An 18355-nucleotide genomic window follows, 5' to 3' on the forward strand; every position below is an offset into this window, starting at 1 on the left:
CAACCCCTTAGAAATAACCTTGACGTTTTTTATCTTCCATCGAGCCTGCGCCATCGTGATCGATGACTCGGCCCTGGCGCTCGGAAGTTCGCGTCAGGAGCATTTCCTGGATGATGTCGGTCAGGGTTTCAGCCTCGGACTCCACCGCGCCGGTCAGCGGGTAGCAGCCAAGCGTCCGGAAACGGACCTTTTTCTTGACGATACGCGCCTTGTCTTCATCAGACAGGTGCTCAAGGATGCGCTCGTCGTCGATCATGATCAGCGTGCCGTTCTTCTCGATCACTTCGCGTTCTGCGGCGAAGTACAGCGGCACAATCGGGATGCCTTCGAGGTAGATGTACTGCCAGATATCCAGCTCGGTCCAGTTCGACAACGGGAACACGCGAATCGATTCGCCTTTGTTGACGTTGCCGTTGTAGACGTTCCACAACTCGGGCCGCTGATTTTTCGGGTCCCAGCGGTGCTTGCTGTCACGGAAGGAATACACGCGCTCTTTGGCACGGGATTTTTCTTCATCGCGACGCGCACCACCAAAGGCGGCATCAAAACCGTATTTGTCCAGAGCCTGCTTCAGGCCCTCGGTCTTCATGATATCGGTATGCTTGGCGCTGCCGTGGGTGAAAGGGTTAATCCCTTGTGCCACGCCGTCCGGGTTGACGTGAGTGATCAGGTCCAGGCCCAGCTCGGCGACCATCTTGTCGCGAAAGCTGTACATCTCCTGGAATTTCCACTGGGTATCGACATGCATCACCGGAAACGGCAGCTTGCCAGGGAAAAACGCCTTGCGAGCAAGGTGCAGCATCACGGCGGAATCTTTACCGATCGAGTACAGCATCACCGGGTTATCGAACTCGGCGGCCACCTCGCGGATGATGTGGATGCTTTCCGCCTCCAGCTGTTTCAGGTGCGTCAGTTTGTCGACCATGGCTACTCACGAAAGCTATCTTATGAACGGCCTGCGGGCCGTGTTCGAGGGGCGAATGCTAGCACAGCACCCTCTTCTATAGATGGCGCCAACTAGATCGAAACGGTCTAAGAATAGACCTCGGAGTTTGGGCGATTACTCCATGTGGGAGCGGGCTTGCTCGCGATGCAGGCAATGCGGTTATACAGCAAGAACGCGTTGATTCGATCGCGAGCAAGCCCGCTCCCACAGGGTTCAACTCCAATGCTCAGATCGGATTCGGGCAATCGATAAACAGGTGTTCCAGGGCGAAGCGCCGCGCCAGGTAATCCCCCAGGGCTTGCACGCCATAACGTTCGGTGGCGTGATGGCCTGCGGCAATAAAGCTGATGTCGTTTTCCCTGGCACTATGGAAAGTCTGCTCTGACGCTTCGCCACTCAGATACAGATCAACCCCCGCCTGTACCGCCTGATCGACAAAGCCCTGCCCGCCACCGGTACACCAGCCCACGCGGCGGATCATTTCGCTGCCTTCAATCAGCAACGGCTCACGGCCCAGCGCTTCTTGCACACGGCGGGCAAAATCGCGGGCCGTTACAGGCTCGGCCAAGGAACCCACCAGCCCCACCACTTTCGAATTGCCCGGTTCCAGCGGACCTTCGACGGTGATATCCAGCTGCCGGGCCAATTGCACGTTGTTGCCCACTTCTGGATGCAGATCCAGCGGCAAGTGGTAGGCCAGCAGGCTGATATCGTGCTTGAGCAGGGTTTTCAGGCGGCGCTGCTTCATACCGGTAACGCACGGGTCTTCGCCTTTCCAGAAGTAGCCGTGATGCACCAGCACCAGATCAGCCTGGGCCTCGACTGCGGCATCCAGCAATGCCTGGCTGGCGGTCACGCCACTGACTATACGCATCACCTGCGGGCGGCCTTCGACTTGCAAGCCATTGGGGCAGTAATCGCCGATGGCGGCACAGTTGAGGTAACGATTTGCCTCTTCTACCAGCGTGCTCAGGGAGACAGCCATAAAAGACTCCTAAATATAGCGTTCAGAGCCGGGCGGCCCTCGTATAATGGCGTCATTATGGGCCGTCAGAATGGCTCTGCAACCTTCAGGACTGAGTTCAATGTTTAAGGCTTTGCGTTTCTTTGGCTGGCCGTTGCTGGCTGGCGTGCTTATCGCTTTGCTGATTATTCAGCGTTACCCGCAATGGGTTGGGCTGCCGAGCCTGGACGTTAATCTGCAACAAGCCCCGCAAACCAGTTACATGCAGCAGGGTCCCGTGACCTACGCCGATGCAGTGGTGCGCGCCGCGCCTGCCGTGGCCAACTTGTACACCACCAAGGTGGTGAACAAAAACGCCCGCCCATTGTTTGAAGACCCGCAGTTCCGTCACTTTTTCGGCAACAACGAGCCTAAACAGCGTCGTATGGAGTCCAGCCTGGGTTCGGCAGTGCTGATGAGCCCCGAGGGCTATTTACTGACCAATAACCATGTAGTCGCAGGTGCCGACCAGATTGTGGTGGCACTCAAGGACGGCCGCGAAACACATGCACGGGTTATTGGTAGCGACCCGGAAACGGACCTGGCAGTACTGAAGATCGACCTGAAAAACCTGCCTGCAATTACCATCGGCCGCTCGGACACCCTGCGCATCGGTGATATCGCCCTGGCGATCGGCAACCCGTTTGGCGTTGGCCAGACCACCACCATGGGCATTATCAGTGCCACCGGGCGCAACCAGTTGGGCCTGAACAACTACGAAGACTTTATCCAGACGGATGCCGCGATCAACCCGGGTAACTCGGGCGGCGCGCTGGTGGATGCCAACGGTAACCTGACCGGCATCAACACCGCGATTTTCTCCAAGTCCGGCGGCTCACAGGGCATCGGTTTTGCGATCCCTATCAACCTGGCCATGGAAGTCATGAAGTCGATCATCGAGCACGGCCAGGTGATTCGCGGCTGGCTGGGCATTGAAGTGCAGCCGTTGACCCAGGAGCTGGCCGAGTCGTTTGGCCTCAGTGGTCGTCCGGGAATTGTGGTGGCGGGGATATTCCGTGATGGACCGGCGCAAAAAGCCGGTTTGCAACTGGGAGACGTGATTCTGAGCATTGATGGCGAACCCGCCAGCGATGGCCGTCGTTCGATGAATCAGGTGGCGCGGATCAAACCTTCGGACAAAATCACCATACAGGTCATGCGCAACGGCAAAGAGCTCAAGCTCACCGCCGCAGTGGGCCTGCGACCGCCGCAAGAGCAGCCGCCGCAGAACGACTGAAAACCCTCACCCCAGCCCTCTCCCTCCGGGAGAGGGCAGCGGTTACAAGTCTGACAACCCTTCAATCAACGCCGCATTCTGCTCCGGCGTGCCGATGCTGATGCGCAGGAACTGGGCAATGCGCAGTTGCTTGAAGTGACGCACGATCACCCCCTGATCACGCAGCTTGGCCGCCAACGCCGCCGCATCGTGTTCCGGGTGACGGGCGAAGATAAAGTTCGCGGCCGATGGCAGCACTTCAAAACCCAGCGCCTGCAACTGCGCGACCACTTGCTCGCGACTGTCGATCACCCACTGACAGGTCTGTTCGAAATACTCGCGGTCGGCAAACGCTGCCGCTGCGCCAACAATGGCGATACGATCAAGCGGATAGGAGTTGAAGCTGTTCTTGATTCGCTCCAGCGCTTCGATCAGATCCGGATGGCCCACCGCCAGGCCGACACGCAAACCGGCCAGGGAGCGCGACTTGGACAGGGTCTGGGTGACCAGCAGGTTCGGATAACGGTCCACCAGGCTGATGGCCGTTTCGCCGCCAAAGTCGATATACGCTTCATCCACCACGACCACCGAATCAGGGTTGGCCTTGAGGATCTGTTCGATGGCCTCCAGCGCCAGCAGGCAACCGGTCGGTGCATTGGGGTTGGGGAAGATGATCCCGCCATTGGCCCGGGTGTAGTCCGCAGGCTGGATCTGGAACTGCTCATCCAGTGCTATGGCGTCAAACTCGATGCCATACAGGCCGCAGTAAACCGGATAAAAACTGTAACTTATATCCGGAAACAGCAGCGGTTTGTCGTGCTGGAACAGGCCATTGAAAACATGGGCCAGCACCTCGTCCGAGCCGTTGCCCAAAAACACCTGATTGGTCTGCACACCGTAATACTCGGCCACCGCCTGCTTAAGCAGGTCGCTGTTCGGGTCGGGGTATAAACGCAGGTTGTCATTGATTTCGGCCTGCATCGCTGCCAGCGCTTTAGGCGAAGGCCCATAGGGGTTTTCGTTGGTGTTGAGCTTGACCAGTTTGGTCAGCTTCGGTTGCTCACCCGGCACATAAGGCACCAGGGCTTTAACGAATGGGCTCCAGAACTTGCTCATACTTGTTACCCCTGTTTGTCGGCGAGGATGCGGTATTCAGCACTGCGGGCGTGACCGGTCAGCGATTCGCCGCGAGCGAGAATCGAAGCGGTTTTGCCCAGGTCGGAAGCACCCTGCTCGGAGCAGAAGATAATCGAGGAGCGCTTCTGGAAATCATAAACGCCAAGCGGTGACGAAAAACGCGCCGTACCGGAAGTCGGCAGTACGTGATTAGGCCCTGCGCAGTAGTCGCCCAGCGCCTCTGAGGTGTGACGACCCATAAAGATCGCACCGGCGTGGCGGATCTGCGGCAACCAGGCTTGCGGGTCTGCCACCGATAGCTCCAGGTGTTCCGGAGCAATGCGGTTGGCCACGTCGATAGCCTGCTGCATGTCGTTCACCAGAATCAGCGCACCACGACCATTGATCGAGGTTTCGATGATTTCGGCCCGTTCCATGGTCGGCAGCAGTTTGGCGATGCTGGCCGCCACCTTGTCGAGGAACTCGGCATCGGGGCTAACCAGAATCGCTTGCGCGTCTTCATCGTGCTCGGCCTGGGAGAACAAATCCATGGCAATCCAGTCCGGGTCGGTCTGGCCGTCGCACACGACGAGGATCTCCGAAGGGCCGGCAATCATGTCGATGCCTACCTGGCCAAATACATGACGCTTGGCGGTCGCGACGTAGATATTGCCCGGGCCTACCACCTTGTCGACTTTGGGTACGCTTTCGGTGCCATAAGCCAATGCCGCAACCGCTTGTGCGCCACCAATGGTGAACACCCGGTCAACGCCCGCAATGCAGGCGGCAGCCAGCACCAGTTCATTGATTTCGCCACGCGGGGTCGGCACGACCATCACCACTTCGGTCACGCCGGCAACCTTGGCCGGAATCGCGTTCATCAGCACCGACGAAGGGTACGACGCTTTGCCACCCGGTACGTACAGACCGGCACGATCCAGCGGCGTGACTTTCTGGCCCAGCACCGTGCCATCGGCTTCGGTGTAGCTCCAGGAGTCCTGTTTCTGTTTCTCGTGGTAGCTGCGCACGCGCTGTGCGGCCGTTTCCAGTGCTTCACGTTGTGGCGCAGTGATGCGGGTCAGGGCCAGTTCCAGGCGCTCGCGCGGCAGGATCAGGTCAGCCATCGAGGCCACTTCAAGCCCGTCAAAGCGCTGGGTGAACTCAACCAGGGCAGCATCGCCCCGCTCACGCACAGCCTTGATGATGTCGAGCACACGCTGGTTGACCGAGTCGTCAGACACACTTTCCCAGCTCAGCAGATGATCCAGATGCTGCGCGAAGTCCGGGTCAGCAGCGTTGAGTCGGCGAATTGCAGTGGGAGCGGTCATAGCGAGGGCCTCGGTAATGGGCGAATGCTTGGAATAAAGGTTTTGCGCAGCTCAGGCACCACAAGACTACCAAGCCATCCGCGTGGGTACCTGAGATTTCTGGCTATTACGCGGATAGATGGGCGCGACCTGAAGCCGCGCAGGTGAGTCAGCCGCGGTGTCGAGATTCCACTGCTTTGCGCAGGGTATCGATCAGGGCTTGAATACGGGCGTGCTGCATTTTCATCGAAGCCTTGTTAACCACCAGGCGGGAGCTGATGGCGGCAATGAATTCCTGGGGTTCCAGGCCATTGGCACGCAAGGTGTTGCCGGTATCGACCACGTCAATGATCTTGTCGGCCAGACCAATCAGGGGGGCCAGCTCCATCGAGCCATACAGCTTGATGATGTCGACCTGACGGCCCTGTTCGGCGTAGTAACGCTTGGCGACATTGACGAACTTGGTCGCAACGCGCAGGCGGCCCTTGGGTTCAGCGACACCAATGGCACCGGCGGTCATCAGCTTGCACTGGGCAATCTGCAGGTCCAGCGGCTCGTACAGGCCCTGGCCACCATACTCCATCAGCACGTCTTTACCGGCCACACCGAGGTCGGCGGCACCATGCTCAACATAAGTCGGCACGTCGGTGGCACGGACGATCAGCAGGCGGACGTCAGGCTGTGAGGTCGGGATGATCAGCTTGCGGCTTTTGTCCGGATTCTCGGTCGGCACAATGCCTGCTTCGGCCAGAAGCGGCAGGGTGTCGTCAAGGATACGGCCCTTGGACAGTGCAATGGTCAACATGGGAAACGTTAGTCCTTATCAGGGTACTTTTGCCCGTGCGCAATCGGCGCCGGACAAGCATCGAGCCTGATATCAGGCTCGATTTGAACGATTCGAGGCCAGGTAAGGTAACGCTTGCAGGCCGTTACGTCACCTGGCAGCTGGACACTATCCCTGTGCCCATGATGCCAAACAGCAAAAACTAGCCCGGAACGCGGCGGATTTTGGCGCCCAGCATTTGCAGTTTTTCTTCGATGCACTCGTAACCACGGTCTATGTGGTAGATGCGATCGATCAGGGTATCGCCTTCCGCCACCAGCGCCGAAATCACCAGGCTGGCAGAAGCACGCAGGTCGGTGGCCATTACTGGCGCGCCCTTGAGGGTTTCAGTGCCGGTCACGATGGCAGTGTTGCCTTCAACCTGGATCTTGGCGCCCATGCGGTGCAGTTCATACACGTGCATGAAGCGGTTTTCGAAGATCGTCTCGATCACTGCACCCGTGCCTTCGGCAATGGCGTTGAGCGAGATGAACTGCGCCTGCATGTCGGTCGGAAACGCCGGGTACGGAGCAGTACGCACGTTCACCGCTTTAGGGCGTTTGCCGTGCATGTTCAGCTCGATCCAGTCTTCACCGGTGGTGACCTCGGCGCCTGCTTCCTTGAGCTTCTCAAGGACGGCTTCAAGGATGGTCGGATCAGTGTCCTTGACCTTCACGCGGCCACCGGTGACGGCAGCGGCTACCAGGTAAGTACCGGTTTCAATACGGTCCGGCATGACGCGGTAAGTCGCCGAATGCAGCTCTTTGACGCCATCAATGGTGATGGTGTCAGTACCAGCACCGCTTACCTTGGCGCCCATGGCGTTCAGGAAGTTGGCCAGGTCGACGACTTCAGGCTCGCGTGCAGAGTTCTGCAATACGCTGCGGCCGTTGGCCAGTGCTGCGGCCATCATGATGTTCTCGGTACCGGTCACGCTGACGGTATCAAAGAAGAAGCTGGCACCGCGCAAGCCGCCTTCAGGCGCCTTGGCCTTGATGTAGCCACCTTCAACGTCGATCACTGCGCCCATGGCTTCAAGGCCGCGGATGTGCAGGTCAACCGGACGCGAGCCAATGGCGCAGCCGCCCGGCAAGGCAACTTCAGCGTAACCGAAACGTGCAACCATCGGCCCCAGTACCAGGATCGATGCGCGCATGGTTTTCACCAGCTCATACGGCGCGACCAGGGTTTTGATGGTGTTCGGGTTGATTTCGACACTGAGCTTTTCATCGATCACCGGCTCAATGCCCATGCGACCGAACAGCTCGATCATGGTGGTGATGTCATGCAAATGCGGCAGGTTGGCTACAGTGACCGGGCCATTGCACAGCAGGGTCGCTGCCAGGATCGGCAGGGCAGAGTTCTTCGCCCCGGAAATGCGGATCTCGCCATCAAGGCGGGCACCGCCGGTAATAATCAATTTATCCATAACAATCTCGACGCCAATGGGCTCAGGGGGCTCAGGTGCGCTCGGCCCAGGCCGCGCTGCTGAAGAATTTCATAGTGACCGCATGGATGCTGCCATCAGCGATCCACGGGTTCAAATGGGCATAGATGCTTTGTTGACGTTTGACCGGGCTCAGGGTCACCAGTTCGTCACTGATCACGTTCAACTGAAAGTTGCAGCCTTCGCCCTCAACTTCTACCTGGGTTCCTGGCAGCTTTCCTTCAAGAAAGCTCTTCACTTCTACGGCCTGCATGCTCAACCTCAATCGGCGCCTAACGCGCACGGGTCGGCCATCATACAAAAAAGCCCCGCGCCTGCGAACCCCGCATAACAGGACTCTGACAGGGGGGCTTATTTATATGTGGCGATTAATGATGTGCCAGCAGCTCGGTCACACCCGAAACCTGGGCGATTTCGCGCATGTCTTCGGGCATGGCACGAATGCTCAATGGCTTGTTCAGGGCCTGGGCATCACGGATATAACACAGCAGCAGCGACAAACCGACGCTGCTCGATTTGGTAACGCCCGAGCAGTCAACCACCAGCTCTTTGGCCAGGGCTTTTTTGATCAGGGCCTGACCTTCTGTGCGCAAACGGGGGCCAGTCTGATAATCGAGCACGCCACTAAGGCGAAGCTCGCTCTCGCCGGCCAGGGTTATGGCCGCTTCACTCATTGCCCGGCTGCCTTGGGCGATGCCGCATCAGTGGTCTGCTTGGCCTTGGCCACTTCACCCGCCCAGTTGTCGATGGTTTTATCCAGGTTGTTGCCGTTGCGCTGCATGGCATCGGCGAACTGATCGCGGAACAGCTTGCCGATATTGATGCCATTGATGATCACGTTACGCACTTTCCACTCGCCGTTGACCTTGTTAAGGGTATAGGACAATGGATAAATGGCGCCGTTGTCACCCTTGACGGTCATGTCGACACTGGTGCGATCGCCGCTTTCGTCCTTGGCCGGGCCAACGGTGATGCCCTGATTCTTGAACTCAAGCAAGGCATTGCCGTAGAACTGCATCAGGCTGCGCTTGAAGTTCTCTTGAAAGCGCTGCATCTGGGCAGGCGTTGCATTGCGCGAGTACTTGACCGTCATGATGCTTTTGGAGATGCCATCAACATCTACTGCAGGGCCGACGATTTCGTTCAGGGCATCATAGAACTTGCTTGGGCTTTGTTTGTATTGCTCCTTGTTGGCAGCCAGGTCGGCCAGCAACCTTGTCGTGGTATCTGAAACGATGTCATGGGCCAACTGCCCCGGCGCGGCGTTCGCCACCAGAGGAAGGGCTGCGGCCAGTATTACCAGCAGGCCACGGCGCAAGAGAGAAATCATCTGGAAGCTCCTTATTTGGCGTCTTTGCTAACGGTATTGAGCAGGAATTTACCGATCAGGTCTTCAAGAACCAGCGACGACTGCGTGTCGTGAATGGTGCCGCCGTCCTTGAGGGTCGCGTCTTCGCCACCCACGCTGATGCCGATGTATTTCTCGCCCAGCAGGCCTGCTGTGAGGATAGACGCTGTCGAATCCACAGGCAGGTTATCCACCGCTTTTTCGAGCTGCAATGTGACGCGGGCCATGTAGTTGTCACGGTCCAGGTCGATTGCTGTCACCTTGCCGATGGTCACGCCAGCCATGGTGACTTTGGCGCGCACGGTCAGCCCGGCAATATTGTCGAAATTGGCATAGAGCTTGTAGGTGTCAGTGCTCGCCGTCGGGGACAGCCCGCTGACCCGCAAGGCAAGCAACAGCAAAGCCAGGATGCCAGCCAGCAGGAACAGGCCGACACCGATTTCCATGGTGCGGTTTTGCATCAGAAATCTCCAAACATCAAGGCGGTCAATATAAAGTCCAGCCCGAGGACTGCCAGTGAGGCATACACCACGGTCTTGGTAGTGGCACGGCTGATCCCCTCTGAGGTGGGCTCACAGTCATAACCTTGAAACACGGCAATCCAGGTCACCACAAAGGCAAACACGATGCTTTTGATGATCCCGTTAATTACGTCACCACTGAAGGTTACGCTGTTTTGCATGTTGGCCCAGTAGGAGCCGTCGTAGACACCGAGCCAGTCCACGGCAACCCACGAACCACCCCAGATCCCGACCACGCTGAAAATCATCGCCAGCACAGGCAGGGAAATAAACCCGGCCCACAACCGCGGCGCAATGATGTACTTGAGCGGATCAACACCGATCATTTCCAGGCTGGACAACTGCTCGGTCGATTTCATGTTGCCGATTTCAGCCGTCAGCGCCGACCCTGCGCGCCCGGCGAACAGCAAGGCGGTAACCACGGGACCCAGTTCGCGCAACAGGGTCAGGGCCACCATCTGCCCCACTGCCTGCTCCGAACCATAGCTGGACAGGATACTGAAGCCTTGCAGTGCCAGTACCATGCCGATAAATATGCCGGACACCACGATAATGACCAGCGACATGACGCCAACCGAATGCAGCTGCCTGACCAGCAAACCAAACCCGCCCCCGATACCGCCACGCCCCAGCAGTGCATGAAACAGGAACACTGCCGAACGCCCCAGTACCGCAACGGTGTCGATCCCGGCCCGGCCGAACAGACCGATACGGCTCATTAATGACATCTTGCGCATCAGCGCTTCCCCAGTAGATCGGTTCGGTAGTCCGACGCCGGAAAGTGGAACGGAACCGGGCCATCCGGGTCGCCGGTCATGAACTGGCGAATGCGCGGGTTATCGGCGTTCATCAATTCTTCGGGCGTGCCCTGCCCCAGCACCTGGCCATCGCCGACTACATACAGATAGTCGGCAATGCTCGCAGTTTCAGCCAGATCGTGAGAAACCACGATACTGGTAATGCCCAGCGCATCATTGAGCAAACGAATCAGGCGTACCAGCACGCCCATTGCAATGGGATCCTGCCCCACGAAGGGTTCGTCATACATCAGGATCTGCGGATCCAGGGCAATCGCCCGCGCCAGCGCCACCCGGCGTTTCATGCCGCCGGACAACTCGTCGGGCATCAGGTCGATAGCTCCGCGCAAGCCCACCGCCTGCAATTTAAGCAGCACGATGTCACGGATCATTTCTTCCGGCAGCTCGGTATGCACCCGCAACGGGAAAGCAACGTTCTCGAACACGTCCAGATCGGTAAACAGCGCACCGCTCTGAAACAACACGCCCATATGCTTGCGGGCATCAAACAAATCACTGCGCGACAGGGCCGGCAGGTTTTGATTGTTGACCCACACTTCGCCGCTGTTGGGACGCAGTTGCATGCCCATCAGGCGCAACAGTGTGGTCTTGCCGCAGCCAGACGGCCCCATGATCCCCGTGACCTTGCCACGCGGGATGCGAATATCGACATTATTGAAGATGCTGCGCGTACCGCGCTTGAAGGACACTCCCTTCAGCTCGACCGCGTAGGCGTTATCGGCGCTCATCTAAACTCCTTGCGATGCAGCCTCTGCCTCTCACCCGGACACCAAACTTCTTGTGAAGAAGCACGCGTTCCCTGGCGGGCCGAACTGGCGGCGAACTATACCACTGCTCATAGTGACCGCCCAAGACCGAAGGAGTGCCGGTTAAGTCTCAGTACAGTGAAATAAAGATGTTTTTTCTGCAAACACACGCGCACTTTGTAAGCACATGCAATAAAGCACAGCGATCAAGCGTGAGGGAACGCCACATAACCGCTATAATCGTTGCCTTTTCTCAGGCTACCCGACTTCAACCATGAGCCAATCCAGCGACCTGATCCAATCCGCCCAACGCACCATCCGCCTCGAACTGGAAGCCGTAGAGGGCTTGCTGACACATATCGACGCAGATTTCGTACGCGCTTGCGAGATGATTTTGGCCAGTAAAGGCCGGGTGGTCGTGGTCGGCATGGGCAAGTCAGGACACATCGGCAATAAAATTGCCGCAACCCTGGCCAGCACCGGCACCACGGCTTTTTTTGTCCACCCGGCAGAAGCCAGCCACGGCGACATGGGCATGATTACCCGCGATGACATTATCCTCGCACTGTCCAACTCCGGCTCGACCGCCGAAATCGTCACCCTGCTGCCACTGATCAAGCGCCTGGGCATCAAGCTGATCAGCATGACCGGCAACCCCGAATCGCCGCTGGCCAAGGCCGCCGATGTCAGCCTGGATGCCCGCGTGGCCCAGGAAGCCTGCCCGTTGAATCTGGCACCGACCTCGTCCACCACGGCAACCTTGGTGCTGGGCGATGCACTGGCTATTGCCCTGCTTGAAGCTCGCGGTTTTACTGCAGAAGATTTCGCCTTTTCCCACCCCGGCGGAGCACTGGGCCGACGCCTATTGCTGAAAGTGGAAAACGTCATGCACTCTGGCGATGAACTGCCGCAAGTCGTGCGCGGTACATTGCTCAAGGAGGCGTTGATGGAAATGACCCACAAGGGCCTGGGCATGACCGTCGTCATAGAAGAGGACGGTCGACTGGCCGGAATCTTTACTGACGGCGACTTGCGCCGCACCCTGGACCGCGAAATCGACATCCGCAACGCCACCATCGACGCGGTCATGACCCCGCACGGCAAAACCGCCCGCGCCGACATGCTGGCAGCCGAAGCCCTTAAAATCATGGAAGACCACAAAATCAGCGCGCTGGTGGTGGTCGACAAGCAAGATCGTCCGGTTGGCGCCTTGAACATGCACGATCTGCTACGCGCAGGAGTAATGTAATGACCCAGGAACTTCTCAAGCGCGGCAAGGGCATCAAGCTGGCCATTTTTGACGTTGACGGCGTATTGACCGACGGCCGCCTGTATTTCCTCGAAGATGGCAGCGAATTCAAGACCTTCAATACCCTCGACGGCCAGGGCATCAAGATGCTTATGGCCGCCGGTGTGCAAACGGCAATTATCAGCGGCCGCAAAACCCCGGTGGTCGAGCGTCGCGCGCAAAACCTGGGCATTCCGTACCTGTACCAGGGCCGCGAAGACAAATTGGTCGTACTGGACGAGCTTCTTGGCCAACTCAACCTAAGCTATGAACAGGTTGCCTACCTGGGAGATGACTTGCCCGACCTGCCGGTTATCCGCCGGGTAGGTCTGGGCATGGCCGTGGCCAACGCTGCGGACTTTGTCCGCGAGCACGCCCACGGGGTAACCCGGGCGCGGGGTGGCGAAGGTGCCGCCCGTGAATTCTGCGAGCTGATTCTGCGTGCCCAGGGCAGCCTGGACGCAGCCCACGCCGCCTACCTATAGAGCTTTCTATGCTGAGCAAAAAGATTCGCCAAATAGTGCTGTTTACAGTGATTGCCTCGCTGTTTGCAGCTGCTGGCTACTGGAATATCAGGCCGGAACGTTTTCTCAATGCCCCTACCCTGGCGGTGGATGAAAGCGCTATCGACTACTACGCCACCAATGCACACAGCCGTCAGTTTTTACCTGACGGCAAGCTGCAGTACGACATGACGTCCGAGAAGCTTGAACATTTGAAGGCTTCCGAGGTCACTCAGATGACCCAACCGAAAATGCAGCTCTACCGCGGCACGGCCTACCCGTGGAACGTGCAGAGCGAGCGCGGTGAAGTCAACCCGGATGGCACCGAGGTCGAGCTTATCGATTCGGTGCGCATCGCGCGCACTGACGAAAAAAACCGCACCACCATTATTACCAGTACCCGTATGACTGTATTCCCCCAGAAGGAATATGCGCAGACCGAGCGAGACGTTAGAATCGACGGCGCTGGCGGCGTAACCACTGGCAAGGGCATGAAAGCATATTTGAAAGACGGCAGGATGGACCTGCTGTCCAACGTAAGAGGACAGTATGAGTCTCGTTAAAACCCTCCCTTTATTGCTCAGCCTGAGCGCAGCACTGGGAAGCGTGAGCGCCTGGGCTCTGCCGAACGACACCGAACAACCTATTCGCATCCAGGCCAACGAGGCACAACTGGATGACAAGCAAGGTATTGCCACCTACAAGGGCGATGTCATCATCACCCAGGGCTCGATGAAAATCACCGGCAACACCGTCACCATCACCCGTAATGCTGCGGGCGAAATCGACGTAGTGACATCCGTCGGCAACCTGGCCTACTTCGAGCAACTGCAAAAAGCCACTGACCCCAAACCGGTACAGGCTTATGCCGTCACCATTCAATACCATGCACCACAAAACCGCATCGTACTGATTGACAAGGCCAAAGTGATTAACGACGGCAATACCACCGAGGGCGAGAAAATCGTCTACGACACGGTAAAACAAATTGCCAGTGCCGGCCGCGCCAATGGCGCCAATGTCACCGCACCTCGCCCGCGCATCGACATGGTGATCCAGCCCAAGAAGAAAACCGACCAGCAGAAGGCCCAGTAATGGCAACTCTGAAAGCCCAGCATCTGGCCAAAAGCTACAAGAGCCGTCAGGTAGTACGTGATGTCAGCCTGTCGATCGACAGCGGGCAAATCGTGGGCCTGCTCGGCCCCAACGGCGCGGGCAAAACCACCTGTTTCTACATGATTGTCGGCCTGGTGCACGCCGATCAGGGTCGCGTACTGATCGATGACCTGGACGTCAGCCACGAGCCCATGCATGGTCGCGCACGCGCCGGTATCGGTTACTTGCCACAGGAAGCCTCGATCTTTCGCAAGCTGTCGGTGGCCGACAACATCATGGCAATCCTCGAAACCCGCAAGGAGCTCGACAAGACCGGTCGTCGCAAGGAGCTGGAAAGCCTGCTGCAGGAATTCCATATCAACCATATTCGCGACAACCTGGGCATGAGCCTGTCGGGCGGTGAGCGCCGTCGGGTAGAAATTGCCCGCGCACTGGCCACGGCACCCAAGTTCATCCTGCTCGACGAACCCTTTGCCGGTGTCGATCCGATCTCGGTGGGCGACATCAAACAAATCATCTACCACCTCAAAGCCAAGGGCATTGGCGTGCTGATCACCGACCACAATGTGCGTGAGACCCTCGATATCTGCGAAACGGCCTATATCGTCAATGACGGGCAATTGATCGCTGAAGGCGATGCTGAAACGATTCTGGCCAACAAGTTGGTGCGGGAAGTTTACCTGGGTCACGAGTTCCGCCTATAAGCCCGGACACATCATGGGCAGCCAGGGCATCCGGGCAGTAAAAATGCGCCAGCATTTTATTGCCCGAATATTCAACGGGGTGCTCTCGATCAGTTCACCACCCGCAAACTAATTTAGACCGCCCCCTAGGCAAACGCACCGATTTCAGGCATATAATTTGCTTATGTTTGGCGCTCACGCGCCCTGTAGTGGATGGCGCCATGTGCGCCGGCGAATAAGGTGTTAAGCCCCTGCCATGAAACCATCGCTAGTCCTGAGAATGGGCCAGCAGCTGACAATGACACCTCAGCTGCAACAGGCCATCCGCCTGCTCCAATTGTCGACCCTCGATCTGCAACAGGAAATCCAGGAAGCCCTGGAGTCCAACCCCATGCTCGAGCGCCAGGAAGAAGGCGACGACTTCGACAATGCAGACCCCCTTGCCGACAACATTGAGCAAAAGCCCAATCCCGACGTTCAAGAGCCCACCTACCAGGAAACTGCCCAGACCGTAGATAATCTGGAAGACGGTGACTGGGGTGAGCGCATTCCCAACGAACTGCCCGTGGACACTGCCTGGGAAGACATCTACCAGACCAGCGCCAGCAGCCTGCCAAGCAACGACGATGACGAGTGGGACTTCACCACCCGCACCTCGACCGGTGAAAGCCTGCAAAGCCACCTGCTGTGGCAATTGAACCTGGCTCCGATGTCCGACACCGACCGTCTGATCGGCGTAACCCTGATCGACTGCATCAACAACCAGGGCTACCTGGACGAAACCCTCGAAGAAATCCTCGAAGCCTTTGATCCGGAACTGGACATTGAACTCGATGAAATCGAAGCCGTCCTGCATCGCATCCAGCAATTCGAACCGGCTGGCATTGGCGCGCGCAACCTGGGCGAATGCCTGCTCCTGCAATTGCGCCAACTGCCTGCCAAGACCCCCTGGCTGAGCGAGGCCAAGCGCCTGGTCACCGACTACATCGACCTGCTGGGCGCACGCGACTACAGCCAGCTGATGCGCCGCATGAAGCTCAAAGAGGACGAACTGCGCCAGGTCATTGAACTGGTACAGAGCCTCAACCCGCGCCCGGGTTCGCAAATCGAATCCAGCGAAGCCGAATACGTCGTACCTGACGTGATCGTGCGCAAGGACAACGAGCGCTGGCTGGTCGAGCTTAACCAGGAGTCCGTACCGCGCCTGCGGGTGCACGCGCAATACGCCGGTTTCGTACGCAGAGCCGATACCAGCGCCGACAACACCTTTATGCGCAACCAGCTGCAGGAAGCACGCTGGTTTATCAAAAGCCTGCAAAGCCGCAACGAAACCCTGATGAAAGTGGCGACCCAGATCGTCGAGCACCAACGCGGCTTTCTCGAGCATGGCGATGAAGCCATGAAACCCCTGGTACTGCACGATATCGCCGAAGCGGTGGGCATGCACGAATCCACCATTTCCCGGGTTACCACACAAAAATTCATGCATACCCCACGGGGCATTTATGAACTTAAATACTTTTTCTCCAGCCACGTCAGCACCTCTGAAGGCGGCGAATGCTCCTCCACCGCGATCCGTGCCATCATCAAAAAACTGGTTGCAGCGGAAAATCAGAAAAAGCCGTTGAGTGACAGCAAGATCGCTGGTTTACTGGAGGCACAAGGTATTCAGGTAGCCCGTCGCACCGTCGCCAAGTACCGCGAATCCCTCGGGATAGCGCCTTCGAGCGAACGCAAGCGTTTGATGTAAGCCACGGACCCCGGCGTTTCAGTGGCAGGCTGCTCGGCCTGCCGCTTTATGCAATGGCATCAAAGGAGAAACTGTATGCAAGTCAACATCAGTGGACACCAACTGGAAGTCACCGAACCGCTACGCGCATACATCGGCGAAAAACTCGACCGACTGGAGCGTCACTTCGACAAGATTACCAACGTACAGGTAACGATGGCGGTCGAAAAACTGAAACAGAAAATCGAAGCCACCTTGCACATCCATGGAGGAGAAGTCGTTGCCAACGCCGAGCATGACGATATGTATGCCGCCATCGATCTGCTCACTGACAAGCTTGATCGCCAACTGAAAAAGCATAAGGAAAAGACCCAAAGCCTGCTCCAGGGCGCGACCGGTCGTTAATACTCCCTACCCATGATCCGACTTGAAAGTATCCTGACCCCCGGCCGTTCCCTGGTGAACGCGCCGGGCGGCAGTAAAAAGCGTGCACTCGAACATATTGCCAACCTGATCAGCCGCGAAGTGCCTGGTCTCGAAATGCAGGATGTTTTCGAGAGCCTTATTGCCCGTGAAAAACTGGGTTCCACCGGTTTTGGCAACGGCATCGCCATACCCCATTGCCGCCTCAAGGGCTGCGAGTCGCCTGTAAGCGCCTTGCTGCACCTCGACGCCCCCATAGATTTCGACGCCATCGATGGCGCGCCGGTCGACCTGCTTTTCGTTTTGCTGGTGCCAGAAGCGGCAACCGATGCACACCTGGAACTGCTCCGGCAGATTGCCAGCATGCTCGATCGCAAAGACGTGCGCGAAAGACTGCGCAACGCACCTAGCAACGAAGCGTTGTATCAGGTTGTTCTGGACGTACAGAACGGTCATTAATCATGCGCTTAGTCATAGTCAGCGGACGCTCCGGCTCCGGTAAAAGCACTGCCCTCGCCGTCCTTGAAGACAACGGTTTCTATTGCATCGACAACCTGCCAGCCGGCTTGCTGCCGGAACTGGCCGAACGCGCGTTGATTCACACTGAACTGGCCCAGCCACTGGTGGCCGTTTCGATCGATGCGCGCAACCTGCCGAGTCATTTGTCACGTTTTCCGCAGTTGCTTGAAGAGGTGCGTAACCGGCATATCCAGTGCGACGTGCTGTACCTGGATGCCGACGAAGAAACCTTGCTCAAGCGCTTCTCGGAAACCCGCAGGCGCCACCCGCTCAGCAGCGCGAGCCGCTCCCTTGCCGAAGCCATTCGCGATGAAACCCAGCTTTTGGGCCCCATTGCCGACCTCGCTGACCTGACCATCAACACCACCAATCTGAATCTGTATCAGTTACGTGACACCATCAAGCTGCGTCTGCTGAACAAGCCAGAGCCAGGCACCGCCTTTTTGGTGGAGTCGTTCGGTTTCAAGCGCGGTATGCCGGTGGATGCCGACCTGGTGTTTGACGTGCGTTGCCTGCCCAACCCGTACTGGAAACCCGAGCTGCGCGAGCAGTCAGGGCTGGACCAGCCGGTAGCCGATTATCTGGCGGCGCAACCTGATGTCGAAGAGATGTTCCAGGACATCTCCAGCTACCTGCTTAAATGGCTACCGCGCTTTGCAGCCAGCAACCGCGCCTATGTGACAATCGGAATCGGCTGCACGGGCGGGCATCACCGCTCCGTGTACCTGACCGAACGCCTGGGCAAATGCCTGCAAGAAACTCTGAAGAACGTCCAGGTTCGCCACCGCGACCTTACTTGAAGG

Annotated in this window: 22 protein-coding genes; 10 read left to right on the forward strand and 12 right to left on the reverse strand. The window is 57.9% G+C overall.

What is annotated here, in order from left to right:
* Positions 1–7: 7 nt before the first annotated feature.
* On the reverse strand, positions 8–925 hold the full coding sequence (cysD, locus tag GHO03_RS00730) for a sulfate adenylyltransferase subunit CysD (protein WP_095001155.1): 918 nt from the start codon (positions 923–925) through the stop codon (positions 8–10).
* A gap of 247 nt (positions 926–1172) precedes the next feature.
* Positions 1173–1931, reverse strand: coding sequence for a Nif3-like dinuclear metal center hexameric protein (locus GHO03_RS00735; protein ID WP_153398850.1), 759 nt, complete (start codon positions 1929–1931; stop codon positions 1173–1175).
* Positions 1932–2031: 100 nt separating this feature from the next.
* On the opposite strand from GHO03_RS00735, the gene algW reads away from it, so the two are divergent.
* Positions 2032–3186 (forward strand): Do family serine endopeptidase AlgW, encoded by a 1155-nt coding sequence (algW, locus tag GHO03_RS00740; RefSeq protein ID WP_095001153.1) that lies wholly within the window; start codon positions 2032–2034, stop codon positions 3184–3186.
* A 42-nt stretch (positions 3187–3228) separates the two neighbouring features.
* Here algW and hisC read toward each other — a convergent pair whose 3' ends face one another.
* From hisC to GHO03_RS00790, 10 genes are all read right to left on the reverse strand, one after another.
* Complete coding sequence (gene hisC / locus GHO03_RS00745; protein WP_095024927.1) at positions 3229–4281, reverse strand: histidinol-phosphate transaminase; 1053 nt, start codon at positions 4279–4281, stop codon at positions 3229–3231.
* A gap of 5 nt (positions 4282–4286) precedes the next feature.
* Entirely contained in the window at positions 4287–5609 is a 1323-nt protein-coding gene (gene hisD / locus GHO03_RS00750) for a histidinol dehydrogenase (RefSeq protein ID WP_095001151.1), read from the reverse strand.
* A 148-nt stretch (positions 5610–5757) separates the two neighbouring features.
* Entirely contained in the window at positions 5758–6393 is a 636-nt protein-coding gene (gene hisG / locus GHO03_RS00755; RefSeq protein ID WP_016781809.1) for an ATP phosphoribosyltransferase, read from the reverse strand.
* 181 nt (positions 6394–6574) lie between these two features.
* Positions 6575–7840, reverse strand: coding sequence for a UDP-N-acetylglucosamine 1-carboxyvinyltransferase (gene murA / locus GHO03_RS00760; RefSeq protein ID WP_095001150.1), 1266 nt, complete (start codon positions 7838–7840; stop codon positions 6575–6577).
* A 31-nt stretch (positions 7841–7871) separates the two neighbouring features.
* Positions 7872–8111 carry a BolA family protein gene (locus GHO03_RS00765; RefSeq protein ID WP_153398853.1) on the reverse strand — a complete coding sequence of 80 codons (240 nt, stop codon included), beginning with the start codon at positions 8109–8111 and terminating at the stop codon, positions 7872–7874.
* Positions 8112–8226: 115 nt separating this feature from the next.
* On the reverse strand, positions 8227–8532 hold the full coding sequence (locus GHO03_RS00770; RefSeq protein WP_095001149.1) for a lipid asymmetry maintenance protein MlaB: 306 nt from the start codon (positions 8530–8532) through the stop codon (positions 8227–8229).
* On the reverse strand, positions 8529–9188 hold the full coding sequence (locus GHO03_RS00775) for a phospholipid-binding protein MlaC (protein ID WP_153398856.1): 660 nt from the start codon (positions 9186–9188) through the stop codon (positions 8529–8531). The genes GHO03_RS00770 and GHO03_RS00775 overlap by 4 nt, the downstream gene beginning before the upstream one ends.
* 11 nt (positions 9189–9199) lie before the next feature.
* Entirely contained in the window at positions 9200–9667 is a 468-nt protein-coding gene (mlaD, locus tag GHO03_RS00780) for an outer membrane lipid asymmetry maintenance protein MlaD (RefSeq protein ID WP_095018238.1), read from the reverse strand.
* Positions 9667–10464 carry a lipid asymmetry maintenance ABC transporter permease subunit MlaE gene (gene mlaE, locus GHO03_RS00785; protein WP_095001146.1) on the reverse strand — a complete coding sequence of 266 codons (798 nt, stop codon included), beginning with the start codon at positions 10462–10464 and terminating at the stop codon, positions 9667–9669. Before mlaE ends, mlaD begins: the two co-directional genes overlap by 1 nt.
* Complete coding sequence (locus GHO03_RS00790; RefSeq protein WP_095001145.1) at positions 10464–11273, reverse strand: ATP-binding cassette domain-containing protein; 810 nt, start codon at positions 11271–11273, stop codon at positions 10464–10466. Before GHO03_RS00790 ends, mlaE begins: the two co-directional genes overlap by 1 nt.
* A 292-nt stretch (positions 11274–11565) precedes the next feature.
* On the opposite strand from GHO03_RS00790, the gene GHO03_RS00795 reads away from it, so the two are divergent.
* The 9 genes from GHO03_RS00795 (at position 11566) to rapZ (ending at position 18352) form a co-directional block, all read left to right on the forward strand.
* A complete protein-coding gene (locus GHO03_RS00795) occupies positions 11566–12540 on the forward strand; it encodes a KpsF/GutQ family sugar-phosphate isomerase (protein WP_095001144.1) in 975 nt (324 codons plus the stop codon).
* Positions 12540–13064, forward strand: coding sequence for an HAD family hydrolase (locus tag GHO03_RS00800; RefSeq protein WP_095001143.1), 525 nt, complete (start codon positions 12540–12542; stop codon positions 13062–13064). The genes GHO03_RS00795 and GHO03_RS00800 overlap by 1 nt, the downstream gene beginning before the upstream one ends.
* Before the next feature lie 8 nt (positions 13065–13072).
* On the forward strand, positions 13073–13645 hold the full coding sequence (gene lptC / locus GHO03_RS00805) for an LPS export ABC transporter periplasmic protein LptC (RefSeq protein ID WP_153398859.1): 573 nt from the start codon (positions 13073–13075) through the stop codon (positions 13643–13645).
* Complete coding sequence (lptA, locus tag GHO03_RS00810; RefSeq protein WP_095001141.1) at positions 13632–14177, forward strand: lipopolysaccharide transport periplasmic protein LptA; 546 nt, start codon at positions 13632–13634, stop codon at positions 14175–14177. Before lptC ends, lptA begins: the two co-directional genes overlap by 14 nt.
* The gene (lptB, locus tag GHO03_RS00815) at positions 14177–14902 is read left to right on the forward strand and encodes an LPS export ABC transporter ATP-binding protein (RefSeq protein WP_095001140.1); all 726 of its coding nucleotides are present in this window, start codon (positions 14177–14179) and stop codon (positions 14900–14902) included. Before lptA ends, lptB begins: the two co-directional genes overlap by 1 nt.
* Before the next feature lie 235 nt (positions 14903–15137).
* Positions 15138–16631 (forward strand): RNA polymerase factor sigma-54, encoded by a 1494-nt coding sequence (locus GHO03_RS00820; RefSeq protein ID WP_153398862.1) that lies wholly within the window; start codon positions 15138–15140, stop codon positions 16629–16631.
* Between the two features lie 75 nt (positions 16632–16706).
* A complete protein-coding gene (hpf, locus tag GHO03_RS00825) occupies positions 16707–17015 on the forward strand; it encodes a ribosome hibernation-promoting factor, HPF/YfiA family (protein WP_016781796.1) in 309 nt (102 codons plus the stop codon).
* 12 nt (positions 17016–17027) lie between these two features.
* The gene (ptsN, locus tag GHO03_RS00830; protein ID WP_095001138.1) at positions 17028–17492 is read left to right on the forward strand and encodes a PTS IIA-like nitrogen regulatory protein PtsN; all 465 of its coding nucleotides are present in this window, start codon (positions 17028–17030) and stop codon (positions 17490–17492) included.
* 2 nt (positions 17493–17494) lie between these two features.
* Complete coding sequence (rapZ, locus tag GHO03_RS00835; RefSeq protein ID WP_019825031.1) at positions 17495–18352, forward strand: RNase adapter RapZ; 858 nt, start codon at positions 17495–17497, stop codon at positions 18350–18352.
* The last annotated feature ends 3 nt before the right edge of the window (positions 18353–18355 follow it).

Origin of the sequence: Pseudomonas sp. FSL R10-1339 (assembly GCF_009600545.1) — a bacterium.
GTDB classification, from domain to species: domain Bacteria; phylum Pseudomonadota; class Gammaproteobacteria; order Pseudomonadales; family Pseudomonadaceae; genus Aquipseudomonas; species Aquipseudomonas bubulae.